This window comes from Methylobacillus sp., assembly GCF_036844465.1.
Lineage (GTDB): Bacteria > Pseudomonadota > Gammaproteobacteria > Burkholderiales > Methylophilaceae > Methylobacillus.
In genome coordinates this window covers 36,884-51,136 of the sequence record NZ_DAIUFW010000003.1, presented here as the reverse complement: position 1 = coordinate 51,136, position 14,253 = coordinate 36,884, and the positions used below count along the sequence as shown (strand labels likewise).

15 protein-coding genes are annotated in these 14,253 nt (G+C 58.8%); 8 read left to right on the top strand and 7 right to left on the bottom strand.

Going from position 1 to position 14,253, the window contains the following annotated elements:
- Positions 1-8: 8 nt before the first annotated feature.
- The 6 genes from rlmD (at position 9) to nagZ (ending at position 6,167) form a co-directional block, all read left to right on the top strand.
- Positions 9-1,346, top strand: coding sequence for a 23S rRNA (uracil(1939)-C(5))-methyltransferase RlmD (gene rlmD / locus V7Z75_RS04625; protein ID WP_334107452.1), 1,338 nt, complete (start codon positions 9-11; stop codon positions 1,344-1,346).
- Between the two features lie 44 nt (positions 1,347-1,390).
- Positions 1,391-2,842 carry an ABC transporter substrate-binding protein gene (locus V7Z75_RS04620; protein WP_442919886.1) on the top strand — a complete coding sequence of 484 codons (1,452 nt, stop codon included), beginning with the start codon at positions 1,391-1,393 and terminating at the stop codon, positions 2,840-2,842.
- 16 nt (positions 2,843-2,858) lie between these two features.
- Complete coding sequence (locus tag V7Z75_RS04615) at positions 2,859-3,341, top strand: L,D-transpeptidase (protein WP_334107450.1); 483 nt, start codon at positions 2,859-2,861, stop codon at positions 3,339-3,341.
- Positions 3,334-4,245: a nickel ABC transporter permease gene (nikB, locus tag V7Z75_RS04610; RefSeq protein ID WP_334107449.1), complete on the top strand. Its 912-nt coding sequence runs from the start codon at positions 3,334-3,336 to the stop codon at positions 4,243-4,245. Before V7Z75_RS04615 ends, nikB begins: the two co-directional genes overlap by 8 nt.
- A complete protein-coding gene (locus V7Z75_RS04605; RefSeq protein ID WP_334107448.1) occupies positions 4,242-5,036 on the top strand; it encodes an ABC transporter permease in 795 nt (264 codons plus the stop codon). Before nikB ends, V7Z75_RS04605 begins: the two co-directional genes overlap by 4 nt.
- A gap of 81 nt (positions 5,037-5,117) precedes the next feature.
- Complete coding sequence (gene nagZ / locus V7Z75_RS04600) at positions 5,118-6,167, top strand: beta-N-acetylhexosaminidase (protein WP_334107447.1); 1,050 nt, start codon at positions 5,118-5,120, stop codon at positions 6,165-6,167.
- A gap of 75 nt (positions 6,168-6,242) precedes the next feature.
- Here the strand turns inward: nagZ and V7Z75_RS04595 are convergent, their stop codons facing one another.
- On the bottom strand, positions 6,243-6,824 hold the full coding sequence (locus tag V7Z75_RS04595) for an FxDxF family PEP-CTERM protein (RefSeq protein WP_334107446.1): 582 nt from the start codon (positions 6,822-6,824) through the stop codon (positions 6,243-6,245).
- Between the two features lie 231 nt (positions 6,825-7,055).
- Positions 7,056-7,592 (bottom strand): FxDxF family PEP-CTERM protein, encoded by a 537-nt coding sequence (locus V7Z75_RS04590; RefSeq protein ID WP_334107445.1) that lies wholly within the window; start codon positions 7,590-7,592, stop codon positions 7,056-7,058.
- Between the two features lie 219 nt (positions 7,593-7,811).
- On the opposite strand from V7Z75_RS04590, the gene V7Z75_RS04585 reads away from it, so the two are divergent.
- Complete coding sequence (locus V7Z75_RS04585; protein WP_334107444.1) at positions 7,812-8,498, top strand: Bax inhibitor-1/YccA family protein; 687 nt, start codon at positions 7,812-7,814, stop codon at positions 8,496-8,498.
- Positions 8,499-8,576: 78 nt separating this feature from the next.
- The gene (locus V7Z75_RS04580; protein ID WP_334107443.1) at positions 8,577-9,650 is read left to right on the top strand and encodes a rhomboid family intramembrane serine protease; all 1,074 of its coding nucleotides are present in this window, start codon (positions 8,577-8,579) and stop codon (positions 9,648-9,650) included.
- A 6-nt stretch (positions 9,651-9,656) separates the two neighbouring features.
- Here the strand turns inward: V7Z75_RS04580 and V7Z75_RS04575 are convergent, their stop codons facing one another.
- The 5 genes from V7Z75_RS04575 to V7Z75_RS04555 all read right to left on the bottom strand — a co-directional run bounded on the left by V7Z75_RS04575 (position 9,657) and on the right by V7Z75_RS04555 (position 14,244).
- A complete protein-coding gene (locus tag V7Z75_RS04575; protein ID WP_334107442.1) occupies positions 9,657-9,878 on the bottom strand; it encodes a hypothetical protein in 222 nt (73 codons plus the stop codon).
- Between the two features lie 77 nt (positions 9,879-9,955).
- Positions 9,956-10,447: a tRNA adenosine(34) deaminase TadA gene (gene tadA / locus V7Z75_RS04570; protein ID WP_334107441.1), complete on the bottom strand. Its 492-nt coding sequence runs from the start codon at positions 10,445-10,447 to the stop codon at positions 9,956-9,958.
- On the bottom strand, positions 10,447-12,396 hold the full coding sequence (locus tag V7Z75_RS04565) for a transglutaminase TgpA family protein (RefSeq protein WP_334107440.1): 1,950 nt from the start codon (positions 12,394-12,396) through the stop codon (positions 10,447-10,449). Before V7Z75_RS04565 ends, tadA begins: the two co-directional genes overlap by 1 nt.
- A complete protein-coding gene (locus V7Z75_RS04560; protein ID WP_334107439.1) occupies positions 12,393-13,355 on the bottom strand; it encodes a DUF58 domain-containing protein in 963 nt (320 codons plus the stop codon). The genes V7Z75_RS04565 and V7Z75_RS04560 overlap by 4 nt, the downstream gene beginning before the upstream one ends.
- Positions 13,336-14,244, bottom strand: coding sequence for an AAA family ATPase (locus V7Z75_RS04555; RefSeq protein WP_334107438.1), 909 nt, complete (start codon positions 14,242-14,244; stop codon positions 13,336-13,338). Before V7Z75_RS04555 ends, V7Z75_RS04560 begins: the two co-directional genes overlap by 20 nt.
- Between the last annotated feature and the right edge of the window lie 9 nt (positions 14,245-14,253).

The window sequence follows — 14,253 nt, the reverse complement described above, 5'->3', positions numbered from 1 at the left end:
CAAGATTCATGAATACTCCCATTGCATTAGTTGAATCCCTGGACCAGGAAGGGCGCGGCGTCGCCCACGTCGATGGCAAGACCATCTTCATCGACGGCGCATTGCCGGGGGAGCAGGTCACCTATAAGACGCATCGCCGCAAGGAGAAATACGAGGTCGCGAACGTGGTTGACGTGCTGCAATCCTCGCATCTGCGCGTTCAGCCTGGCTGCGAGCATTTCGGCGTCTGCGGCGGCTGCGCCATCCAGCACCTGGAGTTCTCCGGGCAGGTGGCGGCCAAGCAGCGCATGCTGGAAAACAATCTCTGGCATATCGGCAAGACCCGATCCGAACGCATGCTGCCGCCGATCTACGGCCCGGCCTGGGGCTACCGCCACAAGGCCCGCCTGCGCGTGCGCCATGTGGCGAAGAAGGGCGGCGTGCTGGTGGGCTTCAATGAAAAAGCCAGCAGTTTCGTGGCGGACATGGATAGCTGCAAGGTATTGCCACCGCATATTTCCAACCTGATCGTGCCGTTGAAGGAACTGGTCGGCAAGCTCAGTATCCGCGACCGTCTGCCGCAGATTGAGGTGGCCGTGGGCGAGCTGACCACAGTGTTGGTGCTACGCATACTGGAGCCCTTGCAACCGCAAGATACCGCGCCGATCAAGGAGTTTGCCGACCGCCACGGCGTGGAAATCTGGACCCAGAGCAAGGGGCCGGATACCGTCAAGCCGTTCTATCCCGAGCAGGGGCCAGGTCTGAGCTATTCCCTGCCCGAATTCAGCCTGACCTATCCGTTCAAGCCCACCGAGTTCACGCAGGTCAACCCGCATATCAACCGCGTGATGCTGCGCCGCGCCATGCAACTATTGCAGCCGCAGGCGGGCGAGCGCATCGCGGATTTTTTCTGCGGGCTGGGTAACTTTACCCTGCCCATCGCGCGCAGCGGCGCGACGGTGTTCGGCATGGAAGGCTCGGCGGCCCTGGTGGCACGCGCGCATGAAAGCGCCGCGCTGAACGGCTTGCAGGGGCAGGTGGAATACCAGGAAGCCGACCTGTTCCAGATGACGCCGGAGCTGCTGCAGTCGCTGGGCCATTTCGACAAATGGCTGATCGACCCGCCGCGCGACGGCGCGATCGAGCTGGTGAAATCCTTGCCAGACGTAGATGACGCTACGGCGGACACTGCGCATGTGCCGCAACGCATCGTCTATGTCTCCTGCAACCCCGCGACCCTGGCGCGAGATGCGGGCATCCTGGTGCATACCAAGGGCTACCGCCTGTTGGCGAGTGGCGTCATCAATATGTTTCCGCACACCTCGCATGTGGAGTCCATCGCCCTGTTCGAGAAGGCCGGTCCTTGAGCTTGCGCGCGGTGGGCGGGTATTGGCGGCTGGCCATCCTGGCGATGGCTGCGCTTCTGCTGCTCAATGCCTGCAACCGCGGCAATGAATACCAGGAAATCCGCAGCGCGGTCAGCCTGCTGCCGCAGACGCTGGACCCGCGCTATGCCACGGATGCCGCTTCGGCGCGCGTTTGCCGCCTGCTTTACAGGCCGCTGGTGGATTTTGACAAGCATTTCCGCGCCGTGCCTGCGCTGGCAAGCTGGCAGATGCTTGCCCCGAACCTGTTCCGCTTCACGCTGGGTAAGCAGGGGCGCGAATTTCATGACGGGCGCTACCTCACGGCGGAAGATGTAGCCGCCACCTACCAATCCGTCATTGACTTGCCGGATTCACCCCATTCCGCCGAATTTGCCAATATCGCCCGCATCGAGGTGCGCGACGAGAACACCGTGGATTTCATCCTGCGCAAGGCGGATAGCGGTTTTCCCGCACGCCTGATACTGGGCATTCTTCCCGTTGAATTGATTGAAAAAGGCCATGATTTCTCCAGGGAACCAGTGGGCAGCGGCGCTTTCAAGTTTGTATCGTGGCAGCGCTCGCTGAGGCTGGCGCGCGTGACCGACCAGCAGCTTTTCGTGTTCGAGGAAATCCGCGACCCCACCGTGCGCGTGCTGAAACTGGTGCGCGGCGAGACGGACATGCTGCAAGGGGATTTGCCGCCCGAGCTGGTGAAATACCTGCAACAACAGCCAGGGCTGGAAGTGCAGGAATCTCCCGGCACCAATTTCGCCTATGTCGGCATCAATATGCGTGATGCTGTATTGCAGCAGCCCTTGGTCAGGCAGGCATTGGCGCGTGCGGTAGACCGCGAGGCCATCATCCGCCATGCATTGGCTGGCGGCAGCCGCCCGGCGGAAACCATTCTGCCGCCCGAGCACTGGGCCGGCAATGCGGATTTGCAGCCATATGCCTATGATCCCAAGCTGGCGCGTGAATTGTTGCAGCAAGCCGGTGTCAGCCTGCCGCTCAAGCTGGTGTACAAGACATCCACCGATGCCCAGCGCGTGCGGTTGGCGACCATGATGCAGGCGCAGATGCGCGAGGCTGGAATCGAGCTTGAAATCCGCAGCCTGGATTGGGGCACCTTCTTCGACGACATCAAGCGCGGCAGTTTTCAGTTATATGGCCTGATGTGGGTCGGCATCAAGACGCCGGAAATCTATCGTCTGGCGTTCCACTCATCCTCCATTCCTCCCTGGGGGGCGAATCGTGGATACTTCACGGATGATGATACGGACAGGCTCATTGACGCCGAAAACTGGGCAGGTGCGACGGCGCGCGTTCATGAGCAATTGCCTTATATTCCACTCTGGTACGAAGGGCAGTTCGCCGCTACGCACAAACGTATTACAGGCTATCAATTGCAGCCGGACGGCAGTTGGGATGGGTTGGTGCATGTGCAGCGCAGCAAGGCGCAATCGGTGTTTTCAGGTGGAAATAAACTGCAGAAATAAACTGGAAGGCAGCTAGATGAACATCAAGATATCCATCCCGGCGCAGACCCTCAGCCTGTTCGACGACAGCGGGCAATTGCGCAAGCAGTTTCCCGTATCAACGGCATTCAAGGGCGTTGGCGAGCAAAAAGGCAGCTACCGCACGCCGCGCGGCCGCCATATCGTGCGCGCCAGAATAGGGGCCGGACAGCCGCTCGGGACCGTGTTTCGCGCGCGCAGGCCTACGGGGGAAGTGTGGACGCCGGAATTACATGCGCAATACCCGGGCAGGGATTGGATACTGACGCGCATCCTCTGGCTTTCTGGCTGCGAGCCAGGCTTCAACCGCCTGGGCGATGTCGACAGCATGCAGCGCTATATTTATATCCACGGCACGCCGGACAGCGAGCCCATGGGCGCGCCGCATTCCCACGGCTGCATCCGCATGCGCAATGCAGATGTCATGGCGTTGTTCGACATGGTGCCGCTCGGGACGCATGTGGTGTTGCTGGATGATTAAGCGCATCCTGGGCGTGGTGCCGGTGGTGTTCGGCGTGCTGCTATTGACCTTTCTGCTGGTGCACCTGGTGCCGGGCGACCCGGTCGAGGTGATGCTGGGCGAATCCGCGCCGTTGGCGGACCGCGGCCGGCTGAGAGCCGAGCTGGGGCTGGACCAGCCCTTGCCCGCGCAGTTCGGCCATTATTTGGCCGCGCTTGCGCAGGGCGACTTCGGCCGCTCCATCCACAACCGCAAGCCGATTGCCGATACCCTGCGCGAGCGCCTGCCTGCCACGGCTGCCCTGGCCCTGTGCGCGTTGTTGATTGCGGTTGGGCTGGGCGTGCCATTGGGCATCATCGCCGCCCTGCGTCAGGGAAAATGGCCGGACAGCCTCGCGACCCTGGCCAGCCTGGCCTTGTCCGCCATGCCACATTTCTGGCTCGGGCCTTTGCTCATGCTGCTGTTCGCCTTGTGGCTGGGCTGGCTGCCTGTGAGCGGTATGGGTGAGCCTGGGTCTATCGTGTTGCCCGCCCTGACCCTGGGTTTCGGTCTTGCCGCCATTCTCACGCGCATGACCCGCGCCAGCCTGCTGGAAGTGTTGAACGAGGATTTCGTGCGCACCGCGCGTGCCAAGGGCCTTAGCGAACGTAATGTGATATTGCGGCATGCGATGCGCGCCGCCCTGCTACCGGTGGTCACGGTGGTCGGCCTGCAACTGGGCAGCCTGCTGGCCGGGACGGTGATTACCGAAACCGTGTTCGGCTGGGAGGGCATCGGCCGATTGCTGGTCGAATCCATCGAGAAACGCGATTATCCCGTCACCCAGGCTTGCGTCATCGTGATTGCGTTGATCTATGTCGTGGTCAACCTGCTGACCGATCTCCTGTATGCGCGGCTCGACCCGCGGGTGAGGTTTGCCGCATGAAACGCTGGCCGTATTGGGTATTGGGCTTCTGGCTGCTGGTGGTGGCCTGCTCGCAGGTGTGGAATTTCCAGCCGGATGCCATCGACCTGCAACAAATACTCGCCGCGCCGGGGCAGGGCGCTTTGCTGGGTGCCGACGACCTGGGCCGCAGCATTGCGGCGAGGCTGGCCGCGGGCGCGGGCGTCTCCATGCTTGTGGCTCTGCTGGTCACGGCAGTAACCTTGACCGTTGGCACGGCCATCGGCTTGCTGGCCGGGTATTACGGCGGTTGGATAGACCGGCTGCTGATGCAGGTGACAGATGTATTCCTTGCCTTTCCCGGCATTCTGCTCGCGATTGCGTTTGCCGCCGTACTCGGCCCGGGGCTGGACAACCTGCTGCTGGCGCTGTGCATGACCTCCTGGGTCGGCTATGCCCGACTGACGCGCGCCCAGGCGCTGAGCCTGCGCCAGCGGCAGCATGTGCAGGCTGCACAATCGCTGGGCGCGCCTGCGTACCGCGTCATGCGCAAGCACATGCTGCCCTTACTCGCCGCGCCGCTGGTGGTGGAAGCTACCTACAGTATTGCGGGGCTGGTCATTGCCGAAGCCAGCTTGTCCTTCCTCGGGTTGGGCATACAGGCGCCGCATGCTTCCTGGGGCTCCATGCTCAGGGATGGTGTGCGCTACCTGCTGGTGGCGCCGCATTACGTGCTGGCCGTGGGTGTCAGCCTGATGTCCGTGGTGCTTGCCATTAATGTGCTGGGCGACCAATTACGTGACGCCTGGGATGTCCGGCGCGCTGAATCTTGAGAAAAAATCTCTGGCACCAAGCATGCTGGCAATATCTATGATTACAATCTCCCCCATCAACCTAACTGACCTATATACCTTATGACACTAGGCCCCGTTATGCTCGATGTCGTCGGCACCGAGCTTACTCCCGACGACATCCGCCGCATCCGCCACCCGCGGGTGGGCGGCGTAATCCTGTTCGCGCGCAACTTCGAGTCGCCCACCCAGCTCAAGGCGCTCACCGACAGCATCCATGCCGTGCGCCAGCCGCCCTTGCTGATCGCGGTGGACCACGAAGGCGGCCGCGTGCAGCGCTTCCGGGAAGGCTTCACGCGCATCCCACCCATGCGTGAATTCGGGAAGATCTGGGACGAGCATCCACGCAAGGCAAGGCAGCTTGCCGAAGAGGCGGGTTGGATTATCGCGGCGGAACTGCGCGCGCACGGCGTGGATTTCAGCTTCACCCCGGTGCTCGATATGGATTACGGCGAAAGCCAGGTTATCGGCGACCGGGCCTTCCACGGCAATGTGCAGGCCATCAACGAACTGGCGTTCTCATTGCTGCAAGGCTTGCACCGCGGCGGCATGGCTGCGGTAGGCAAGCATTTCCCCGGCCATGGCTATGTGGCGGCGGATTCGCATGTGGCGATTCCCGTGGACGAGCGCGAATTCGACCAGATCGCCCAGTCCGATATGCAGACCTTCCGCCAGCTCATCGACGACGGCATCCAGGCCATCATGCCCGCCCATGTTATTTATCCGAAAGTGGACGACAAACCCGCAGGCTTCTCCGAACGCTGGCTGCAAAAAGTGCTGCGCCAGCGTCTGGGCTTCAATGGCGTCATCTTCAGCGACGATCTTTCCATGGAAGGCGCGGGCGTCGCGGGCGACGTCACCCAGCGCGCGCTGGCTGCGCTCAACGCCGGTTGTGACATGGTACTGCTCTGCAACCAGCCAGAAAAAGCAGATGAGTTACTCGCCAATCTGAAATGGGAAATTCCGGCGCAAAGTCTGGCAAGGCTCGCTCGTATGCATGGTAGACGCCATCCATCCAATATGGTGGCACTGCGTGAAGATCCAGAATTCATGCATGCTATACACCGGGTGGGTATGGTAGGCAAGGCGGATGGGGATTTGCCATTTGCGTGACACCTGGGGTTGCTCGGGGAACATGACTAAATAATAGTTCCAAGTGATAAAAAACCCGCTTCGGCGGGTTTTTTATCAGTCCAATCCCTCAGCATCAGGAAAAAAATTGGCGCGACTACGTGTTGCGAAGCCGATCAGCCCCAAGCCCAGCGCCAGCATGCCATAGGTGCTAGGCTCAGGAACAGCGGTAGTAATGGTGCCAGCATAAGTGGCCAGATTATTTTCGCTGGAAACGGCTGTACCAACGATCCGGAGGTAGTAAGTTCCACCAGCAAGAAGTGCAGGTCCAGTATAGTCGATACCGCCAAAAGCCAATTTCATACCGAAGTCGGTGACGGAGCCAGCTTGTATCAGGGTACTAGCATCCTGAGCGCTGTAAAGACCGAATGAGTCGAAAACAATACTGTTGCCTGCCAATACTGCACTACCAGCGAGGGTTGCGCTCAGTTCGCTACGGGCGCTTTCCAAGTTGAATGCCAGCCAATGAGTGAATTCTGTGCCGTCACCAACAAAACCAATATGTTCGTAGGCGTAGGTTTCACCCAAAGCGGATGGGTTTGTATCACCTTCTGCAGTGATTTGTGGGTTGGCGTATGCGCTGGCAGATGCGCCGATCAGAGAAACTGCCAGCAGGATTGCCTTGAGATTTGCTTTCATTTAATTACCCCCTAAGGTTGAAGTTAAATAAAGTGATGCAAATATTAAAGATGTAAGCTTTTCAAATATTTAAAATCAAAGAGGTATTTGAATCGCTAGTAAAAGAATATGATAGTCGGAAAGGGGAGGCAATAGTCTGATAAGACTAATGAGAACAAGTGGATACAATCAATGATGAATGGATAATAAAAAACCCGCCGAAGCGGGTTTTTTAGTTCAAGCCTAAGATTATTAGGCGGAGAACTTGGAGCGGCCACGTGCTGCGAAACCGATCAGGCCCAGGCCCAATGCCAGCATGCCGTAGGTGCTTGGCTCTGGAACAGCGGCGATAGCAGTAATGTTACCGTTATAGGTAGCATTACCAGTGTAAGTACCAGCGACATGGATCCAGTAGGTTGCAGGGCCATCAACACTAGCAGACAGACCTCCTGCAGACAATGTTGGAGCGAATGCATGGATGTCGCCGATAGCTAAGGCGGTAGCAGATAAATCCTTAACATCGTAGAGATCAAATGCTGTAAAAGTAATTTTACCAGAGCTAGCACCACTAAGACTTGCGTTAAGATCACGGTTGCCATCAATAGTGAATTCAACCCAATCATTGAAAGAACCACCACCTGCAATAAGAGTGAGGTGTGTGAATGTATAGTTTTCTGCATCTGGTGATACGTTCAGATCACCAGAGACAACTGGATTTGCGAATGCAGTAGCAGATGCGCCGATCAGTGAAACTGCCAACAGGACTGCCTTGAGATTCAATGCTTGCATTTCATTCCCCCCTAAGGAAAGTTAATAAAGTAATACTGATATCGATGGCGCAAGAATATGATGGAAAGGGACAGGGAACAATAGTCTGATGAGACTAATGAGGTGTGTTTCTTGGCCATTTATTTAGTAGGAGCAATTGCTGATAAGGTTGAAACTTTTATGGTTATTGGCTAGTCTTAGTCCTAGTTTCTGTTTTTTTCATTACGGGGTACAGATTAAATGCAAACAAATTACCAAATTGCCAATACGCAAACGCTGCCGGCGGGCGCGCACAAGGTATTGCGCAATACTTATATGATGCTGGGCCTGACCATGGTGCCGACCGTGATTGGCGCGCTGGTGGGCATGAGCATGAATTTCTCGTGGATGGCAGGCAGTCCGATCATGTCTTCCTTGATCATGTTGGCTGTGATGTTCGGCTTGTTCTTCGCGATTTCCGCCAACCGCAACAATAGTTTCGGCGTGGTATTGCTGCTGGGCCTGACGTTCTTCATGGGCCTGATGCTGGGGCCTATCCTGCAAGTGGCGTTGAACCTGCGTAATGGTGGCCAACTGGTCGGCCTGGCCGCTGGCGGCACTGGCCTGATTTTCATGACATTGGCCGGTATTGGCGCGACCACAAAGAAGGATTTCAGTTTCCTTGGCAATTTCCTGCTGGTGGGCTTGATCCTGCTGATCGTTGCTTCACTGGCTAACCTGTTCTTCCAGGTGCCTGCTGCTTCGTTGGCGATTTCTGCGATTGCGGTGTTGCTGTTCTCCGGCTTTATCCTGTTTGATGTGAACCGCATTGTGCGCGGCGGTGAAACCAACTACGTGATGGCTACTCTGTCCTTGTATATCAACATCTATAACCTGTTTGTCAATCTGCTGCAATTGCTGATGGCATTTATGGGTGAACGTGACTAGGCCATTGCCTGAATCCATAAAACCCGTCCTTGTGGCGGGTTTTTTGTTTCTGGATATTTTTAGATTTGTCTTGATCAGATGACTGACCTTACTGCTAGCTGGCCTTCGCTCGGCGCCGCCATCAAACAGCGCACACCCGGCATACCCGTGACCAAGTGCCTGATTGCGGCCAATTTGCTGGTGTTCGTGCTCATGCTGTTCAACGGCGCGGGGTTCTGGCATTCACCCAACCATATCCAGTTGGCGTGGGGCGCCAATTTCGGCCCGGCGACGCAGGACGGCGAATGGTGGCGCCTCTTTACTGCGCTATTTCTGCATTTCGGCGCGATCCACCTGACGCTCAACATGGTGGCATTTTGGGACGGCGGCCAACTTGTGGAGCGCATGTACGGCCACTGGCGCTATCTTGCGATTTACCTGGTCAGTGGACTGATAGGTAACCTGCTGTCGCTGGTATGGCAGGGTAACCATGCCGTATCAGGTGGCGCTTCGGGAGCGATTTTCGGCATCTATGGCGCCATGATCGTGTTTCTCTGGCAAGAACGGGCACTGCTTGACCGCCATGAGTTTCGCTGGCTGTTCGGCGGCGCCTGTGTGTTTGCAATTGCCACGATTGCATTGGGTTTCATGATTCCCATGATCGACAATGCCGCGCATATTGGCGGCTTTGTAGCGGGGATGTTGTCCGGCATGCTACTGATGCGGGGCTTGCGGCCTGACGAATTGGTACCGCGCTTGCCCAGGTTTTTCGCGGGAGCGTTATTGGTTGCCGCCGTGGCTGTGATGTTGGTCCAATTGCCGACACCCAAATATAGCTGGGGTGCTGAACAGTTGCTGCAAAAGGAAATCAACGCCTTCATTCAGGAAGATCAAGCCATCAACCGTTCCTGGCTGCATATCATGCACGAGAGTAAGCAGGGTAATGTGACCTATTTCGAGCTGGGCGAACAGATAGAAAACGATATCACCGACCGTTACCAGGAGCGCTACGAGGCGCTTTCTCAACTGCCTTACGACTCCAATCTGCCCTCGGCGGCCAAGTTGGAAAGTATCCTGCAATACACCAAACAGAAGCGTGATTCCTCGCGCGCGCTGGCGGAAGAGCTGAAGCAGGGCAAGGCGCCGAGCAAGAAGCTTAAACCTGGCGAATAGCCTTGCCTATTTGGGATTTGCCCTGAGTTTATCCAGCCAGGTGATCAGCAGGGACAATAGCCAGAGCAGCGCCTTGAAGGTGTTCATGACCGGGATCAGGCTCCAGAACACGCTGCCGAGAATCTGGCGGCAAAGCATGTTCTTGAAGCATGCCGTCTTGTAGATGGTAGAGAGCAGGCATAGCCCGAGCGATACGAAGTAAACCACGATGTATTCCTTCGGGATCATGCTTTTCTTCCTTTAATCTTGTGGGTATTGGACTTTATTCTATACCGTTGCTGTCGGATGGATAAGGCGGGCGGCTCTTAGGGTTTAGTAGCTTTTTGCATCTGCCGCCGCGCGGCGAAGAATTGCGTGAGGGTCGCGCTGCATTCGTCGGCAAGCAAGCCGCTTACCACTGTCGTGTGATGATTGAGTCTGGGTTCTGCCATAAGGTCGATGACGCTGCCGCAAGCGCCGGTTTTGTAGTCATGTGCGCCGAACACCAGCCGCTCGATGCGAGCGTGCTGAATGGCGCCAGCGCACATGGCGCAGGGTTCCAGCGTGACGTAGAGTGTGCAGCCTACCAGGCGGTAGTTGCCCAGCGTGCTTGCCGCCTCGCGCAGGGCACGGATTTCGGCATGGGCGCTCGGGTCATGGCAGGCAATCGGCGTGTTGCTGCCGCGGCCGATGATCGCGCCATCCTTGACCACTACTGCTCCCACAGGCACTTCCCCGGCGAGGGCGGCTTCCTGCGCGAGCCGCAATGCTTCTCGCATGAAGCTTTCATCTGTTTCGGGGGAGTGCGTCGCTGACATCAACAATCCAGTCTTTCAATCGAAGAGCGTAATTCTGCCATGCTTTCGCCATCGGTATGCGGTCCATAGCGCAGGGCAAGATAAAGCTGCGTGATATGGGCTATCGCGGCTGCATGTTGCGGTAACAGGCGACTGGAGCGTTGCTGGATGCCGAGAGCGCCTTCGCCAAGGTTTGGTTTGATACCGCGCCGCGCGAGTTTTTCCAAGTAGCGCAGATAGAGCGTTTGCACTGCATCCGTCGCTATGCGTTTGCGGCGGAATAACAGTGCGCATAGCAACAGCAATATGGCTAGCAGGCCAACAGTGAGCCAGGTGACGAGTAGTTGCCAGTTGACTGACACGCCTGTCAGGCGCGAGAGCAATTCCATCTGTCGTTGCTGGCTGTAGCCCAGCACCCATTGATTCCAGCCGTTATTGACGGCATCCCAGTTGAGGTAAAGCTTGCGCAGCCAGGTGTTGTCCTGCCGCGCCAATATAGGCAGCAGGGTATTGTCGGCCAGCGCGTCATTGATGCCGATGTCCACGCGCGAAGGCGCCACGGCGGCGGTCGGGTCCAGCCTGACCCAGCCTTGCCCTTGTAGCCAGACCTCTACCCAGGCATGGGCGTCGGATTGGCGCACGATCAGGTACTGGCCCACCGGGTTGGTTTCGCCGCCCTGATAGCCCGTGATGATGCGGGCCGGGATACCCGCCGCCCGCATCAGGTAGGCGAAGCTGCTGGCGTAATGCTCGCAGAAGCCACGCTTGCTGCTGAATAGGAAATCGTCGATAGCATCGTTGCCCAGCCGGGGCGGCGTCAAGGTATAGAAGAAGCCTTGTTCGCGGAACATCTGCAATGCGGTGTCAATGATGCGTCCAGGCGATTGCAGTTCGGTTTGCCAGCGCCTCGCCAGTTCACGGCTGCGCGGGTTGCCGCCATCCGGCAGTTGCAGCGCCCGCGCGCGGTCATCGTCGCCGAGCGCGGGAGCGAGCCGGTATTGAGCGTGAGAACTGCCGCTGTAGCGTATTCTGGTGCGAATGGGCGCTTGAGCCAGCGCTTGTCGTTCACGCCCAAGGAACGCGCTCTGCGGGGCAGCGTCGGGGATATCCAGCATCAGCAGCCAGCGGCGGTTGTGCGGCTCCAGCGTAATGTCGTAGCGGATAGGCTGCCCTTGTGCTTCCAGGGTTTCCACCGTGCGTGCGCTGCCCGCCATATGCCAGCCGCGCCCGTCAAACTGCCAGAGCACCGGGCCGCGCCAATAGAGTTGCGGCTGCGCAGGTATCTCTCCCCGGAATTGCGCGCGAAACGCCACCGCTCCAGACAGGCTAAGCTCGCTGATATCGCCGGGCTGCATATGGTCGCTGAGTCCACTCATGGCGCGATAGGCATCTTGCGGCACACCCCACAATGGCCCGGGAATGCGTGGGAATAGCACGAACAACAGCAGCATGAGCGGCGCGGCTTGCAATAATAAGCCGGAAGCCAGGCGGAAACGTGATCGATGGGAGAGGGAGCCGTGCGGATAGCTGATGCCGACCAGGCAGCCCGTGAGGCCGAGCACTGGCAGCAGCAGGTAGACGCCGATCCAGAGCGACTGATCGAACAAAAAGGCCGTCATGGTGAGGAAGTATCCGGCGAAGACCAGGATGACGTAATCGCGCCGCGTGGCGGATTCCATGAGCTTGAGCGACAGCATCAATGCCAGCAGCGCCACGCTGGCGTCGCGTCCGAACAAGGTGCGGTAATGCAGATATATCCCGGTGACCCCGAGCAGGGTGATGGGGAGCAGCAGCCATATCTTGGGCATCTTCCACTGTCTCCACTGCAACAGCAGGCGCCAGCCCATGAAAAGAAGGATCAGCGCGCTGGTCCAGGCCGGGAAATGGCTGAAATGCAGGGCCATGGCGAGCAGCATGGCTGCCAATAACCACAGGAGGTCGGACGAGCCTGGTTTGGTGGCTATGATCATGCGGCCTCCAGCAGCGCGAGCGCGCGCAGGCATGCTTCATAATGCGCTTGGCCGTGGGCTGGCGCGATACTGGTGGCGGGCAGGCGGAGGCCGTAACGCTGGTGGCTGGCGTGTGCCTGCATGACCCAGCGTGTGAGCTGGCTCAGGCGTTGCTCGATATCCTTGCCTGGCGTGAGGGCGAGATCGAGCCAGACCTGCTGCTGCGATTCCGCGTGGAACTCGCGGCTGTACATGCCTTGCTCGCGCGAGGATGCCTTCCAGTCGATGCGTCTGGGCGAATCTCCACGCTGGTAGAGACGCAGGCCGGAAAAATCCTCGTCGCCAGGCTGCGGGGAGAGGCTGCCGCCCGGGCCCGGCTGGATGCCTTGCGGCAAAGGTAATGAGGTATCTGCCGGACGTGGGTAGACCAGGCAGCGCGTGTCGGTTTCCAGAGGACTCCAGGCGCGGAACAGGCCGCCCGGAAACCCTGTACTGAGGGTAAGCTTGCCCATATCATGCCAGCCGCGCCTATAGGTGGGGCTGCTGACAGTCAACCTGGCCATGCCGTGGGCCGACACATCAATGAATACGGGTTCCGCACCCTCCAGGTTGGCGGCAATCGCCAGCCGTTCGCGTCCGCGGTCTTCTGACAGCACAAGTTCCAGCATTGCATCCTGACCGGCGAACACCGGCGCAGGCGGCACGGCTTGCACCTGCAGCCAGGCGAGATTGCGCCAGGTGTGCAGCAGGCAGACCAGCGCCATGCCGGTTAAAAGGAAGGTGAGAATGAAACCCAGATTCAGAGTGTAGTTGATGGCGCCCGTAAGCATGGCCGCGAGCACGACGGCCAGTCCCCATCCTGCGTGGCTGGGCAGGATATAGAGCCGTTGCGCATCCAATCGGGCGGGCAGAGTGGCGATGCGCCGTTTAAGCAGTTTGAAAGGCCCCGGCAGCAGGCGTTCAAGGAATGGCGACGGCATTCAGCAGGTGCGCGGCAGGATCGCTGACGTCGCTGCCGGAGATGGGTTGCAGGCGGTGGCTTGCCACGCCGGGCAGCACTGCCTGGATATCTTCGGGAATGGCGAAATGGCGTCCGTGCATCAAGGCCCAAGCCTGGGCGCATTGCCGTAGTGCCAGGCCAGCACGTGGCGACAGGCCGGATGCGAACTGGCTGGCCTCGCGGCTGTATTGCAGCAACGCCTGCAGATAATCTAGCAGCGCGTCGGAAAGATGTACCTGGTCCACGGCTTGCTGCAGCGCGATCAACCCGGCGGCGTCAATGGCCTGTTCCGGGGCATGAATGCCGTGACGGCCGCCATTGTTCTGCAGCAGGGCGCGCTCAGCCTGCGGGTCGGGATACCCCAGCTTGATGCACATGAGAAAGCGGTCCAGTTGCGATTCCGGCAACGGAAAGGTACCGATGTGGTGTGCCGGGTTCTGGGTGGCGATGACGAAGAAAGGCACGGGCAGCGGGCGCGTTTCGCCTTCCAGCGTTACCTGGCCTTCTTCCATCACTTCCAGCAGGGCGCTTTGCGTCTTGGGCGTGGCGCGGTTGACTTCGTCGGCCAGCAACACCTGGGTGAATACCGGGCCGGGATGGAACTTGAAAGTGGCTTCGTTGCGGTCGTAGACCGAGACGCCGAGAATGTCGCCAGGCAGCAGGTCGCTGGTGAACTGCACGCGGTTGAACTGCAGGCCCAGAACCTGCGCCAGCGTGTAGGACAGCGTGGTCTTGCCCATACCCGGCAGGTCCTCGATCAGCAGGTGACCGCGCGCGAGGATGGCGGCCAGCGCCAGCTTGATTTGCGTTTCCTTGCCGAGAATGATGCGGCTGGTATTGCGGATGATGGCCTGGATTTGGGCCTGCATGCTTGGCTC

Coding starts and splice junctions, on each gene's coding strand:
- V7Z75_RS04615 (WP_334107450.1), top strand. CDS start 2,859: ATGAACATCAAGATATCCATCCCGGCGCAGACCCTCAGCCTGTTCGAC.
- V7Z75_RS04560 (WP_334107439.1), bottom strand. CDS start 13,355: ATGCCGTCGCCATTCCTTGAACGCCTGCTGCCGGGGCCTTTCAAACTG.
- V7Z75_RS04575 (WP_334107442.1), bottom strand. CDS start 9,878: ATGATCCCGAAGGAATACATCGTGGTTTACTTCGTATCGCTCGGGCTA.
- nagZ (WP_334107447.1), top strand. CDS start 5,118: ATGACACTAGGCCCCGTTATGCTCGATGTCGTCGGCACCGAGCTTACT.
- V7Z75_RS04565 (WP_334107440.1), bottom strand. CDS start 12,396: ATGATCATAGCCACCAAACCAGGCTCGTCCGACCTCCTGTGGTTATTG.
- tadA (WP_334107441.1), bottom strand. CDS start 10,447: ATGTCAGCGACGCACTCCCCCGAAACAGATGAAAGCTTCATGCGAGAA.
- V7Z75_RS04580 (WP_334107443.1), top strand. CDS start 8,577: ATGACTGACCTTACTGCTAGCTGGCCTTCGCTCGGCGCCGCCATCAAA.
- rlmD (WP_334107452.1), top strand. CDS start 9: ATGAATACTCCCATTGCATTAGTTGAATCCCTGGACCAGGAAGGGCGC.
- V7Z75_RS04585 (WP_334107444.1), top strand. CDS start 7,812: ATGCAAACAAATTACCAAATTGCCAATACGCAAACGCTGCCGGCGGGC.
- nikB (WP_334107449.1), top strand. CDS start 3,334: ATGATTAAGCGCATCCTGGGCGTGGTGCCGGTGGTGTTCGGCGTGCTG.
- V7Z75_RS04590 (WP_334107445.1), bottom strand. CDS start 7,592: ATGCAAGCATTGAATCTCAAGGCAGTCCTGTTGGCAGTTTCACTGATC.
- V7Z75_RS04620 (WP_442919886.1), top strand. CDS start 1,391: ATGGCTGCGCTTCTGCTGCTCAATGCCTGCAACCGCGGCAATGAATAC.
- V7Z75_RS04595 (WP_334107446.1), bottom strand. CDS start 6,824: ATGAAAGCAAATCTCAAGGCAATCCTGCTGGCAGTTTCTCTGATCGGC.
- V7Z75_RS04555 (WP_334107438.1), bottom strand. CDS start 14,244: ATGCAGGCCCAAATCCAGGCCATCATCCGCAATACCAGCCGCATCATT.
- V7Z75_RS04605 (WP_334107448.1), top strand. CDS start 4,242: ATGAAACGCTGGCCGTATTGGGTATTGGGCTTCTGGCTGCTGGTGGTG.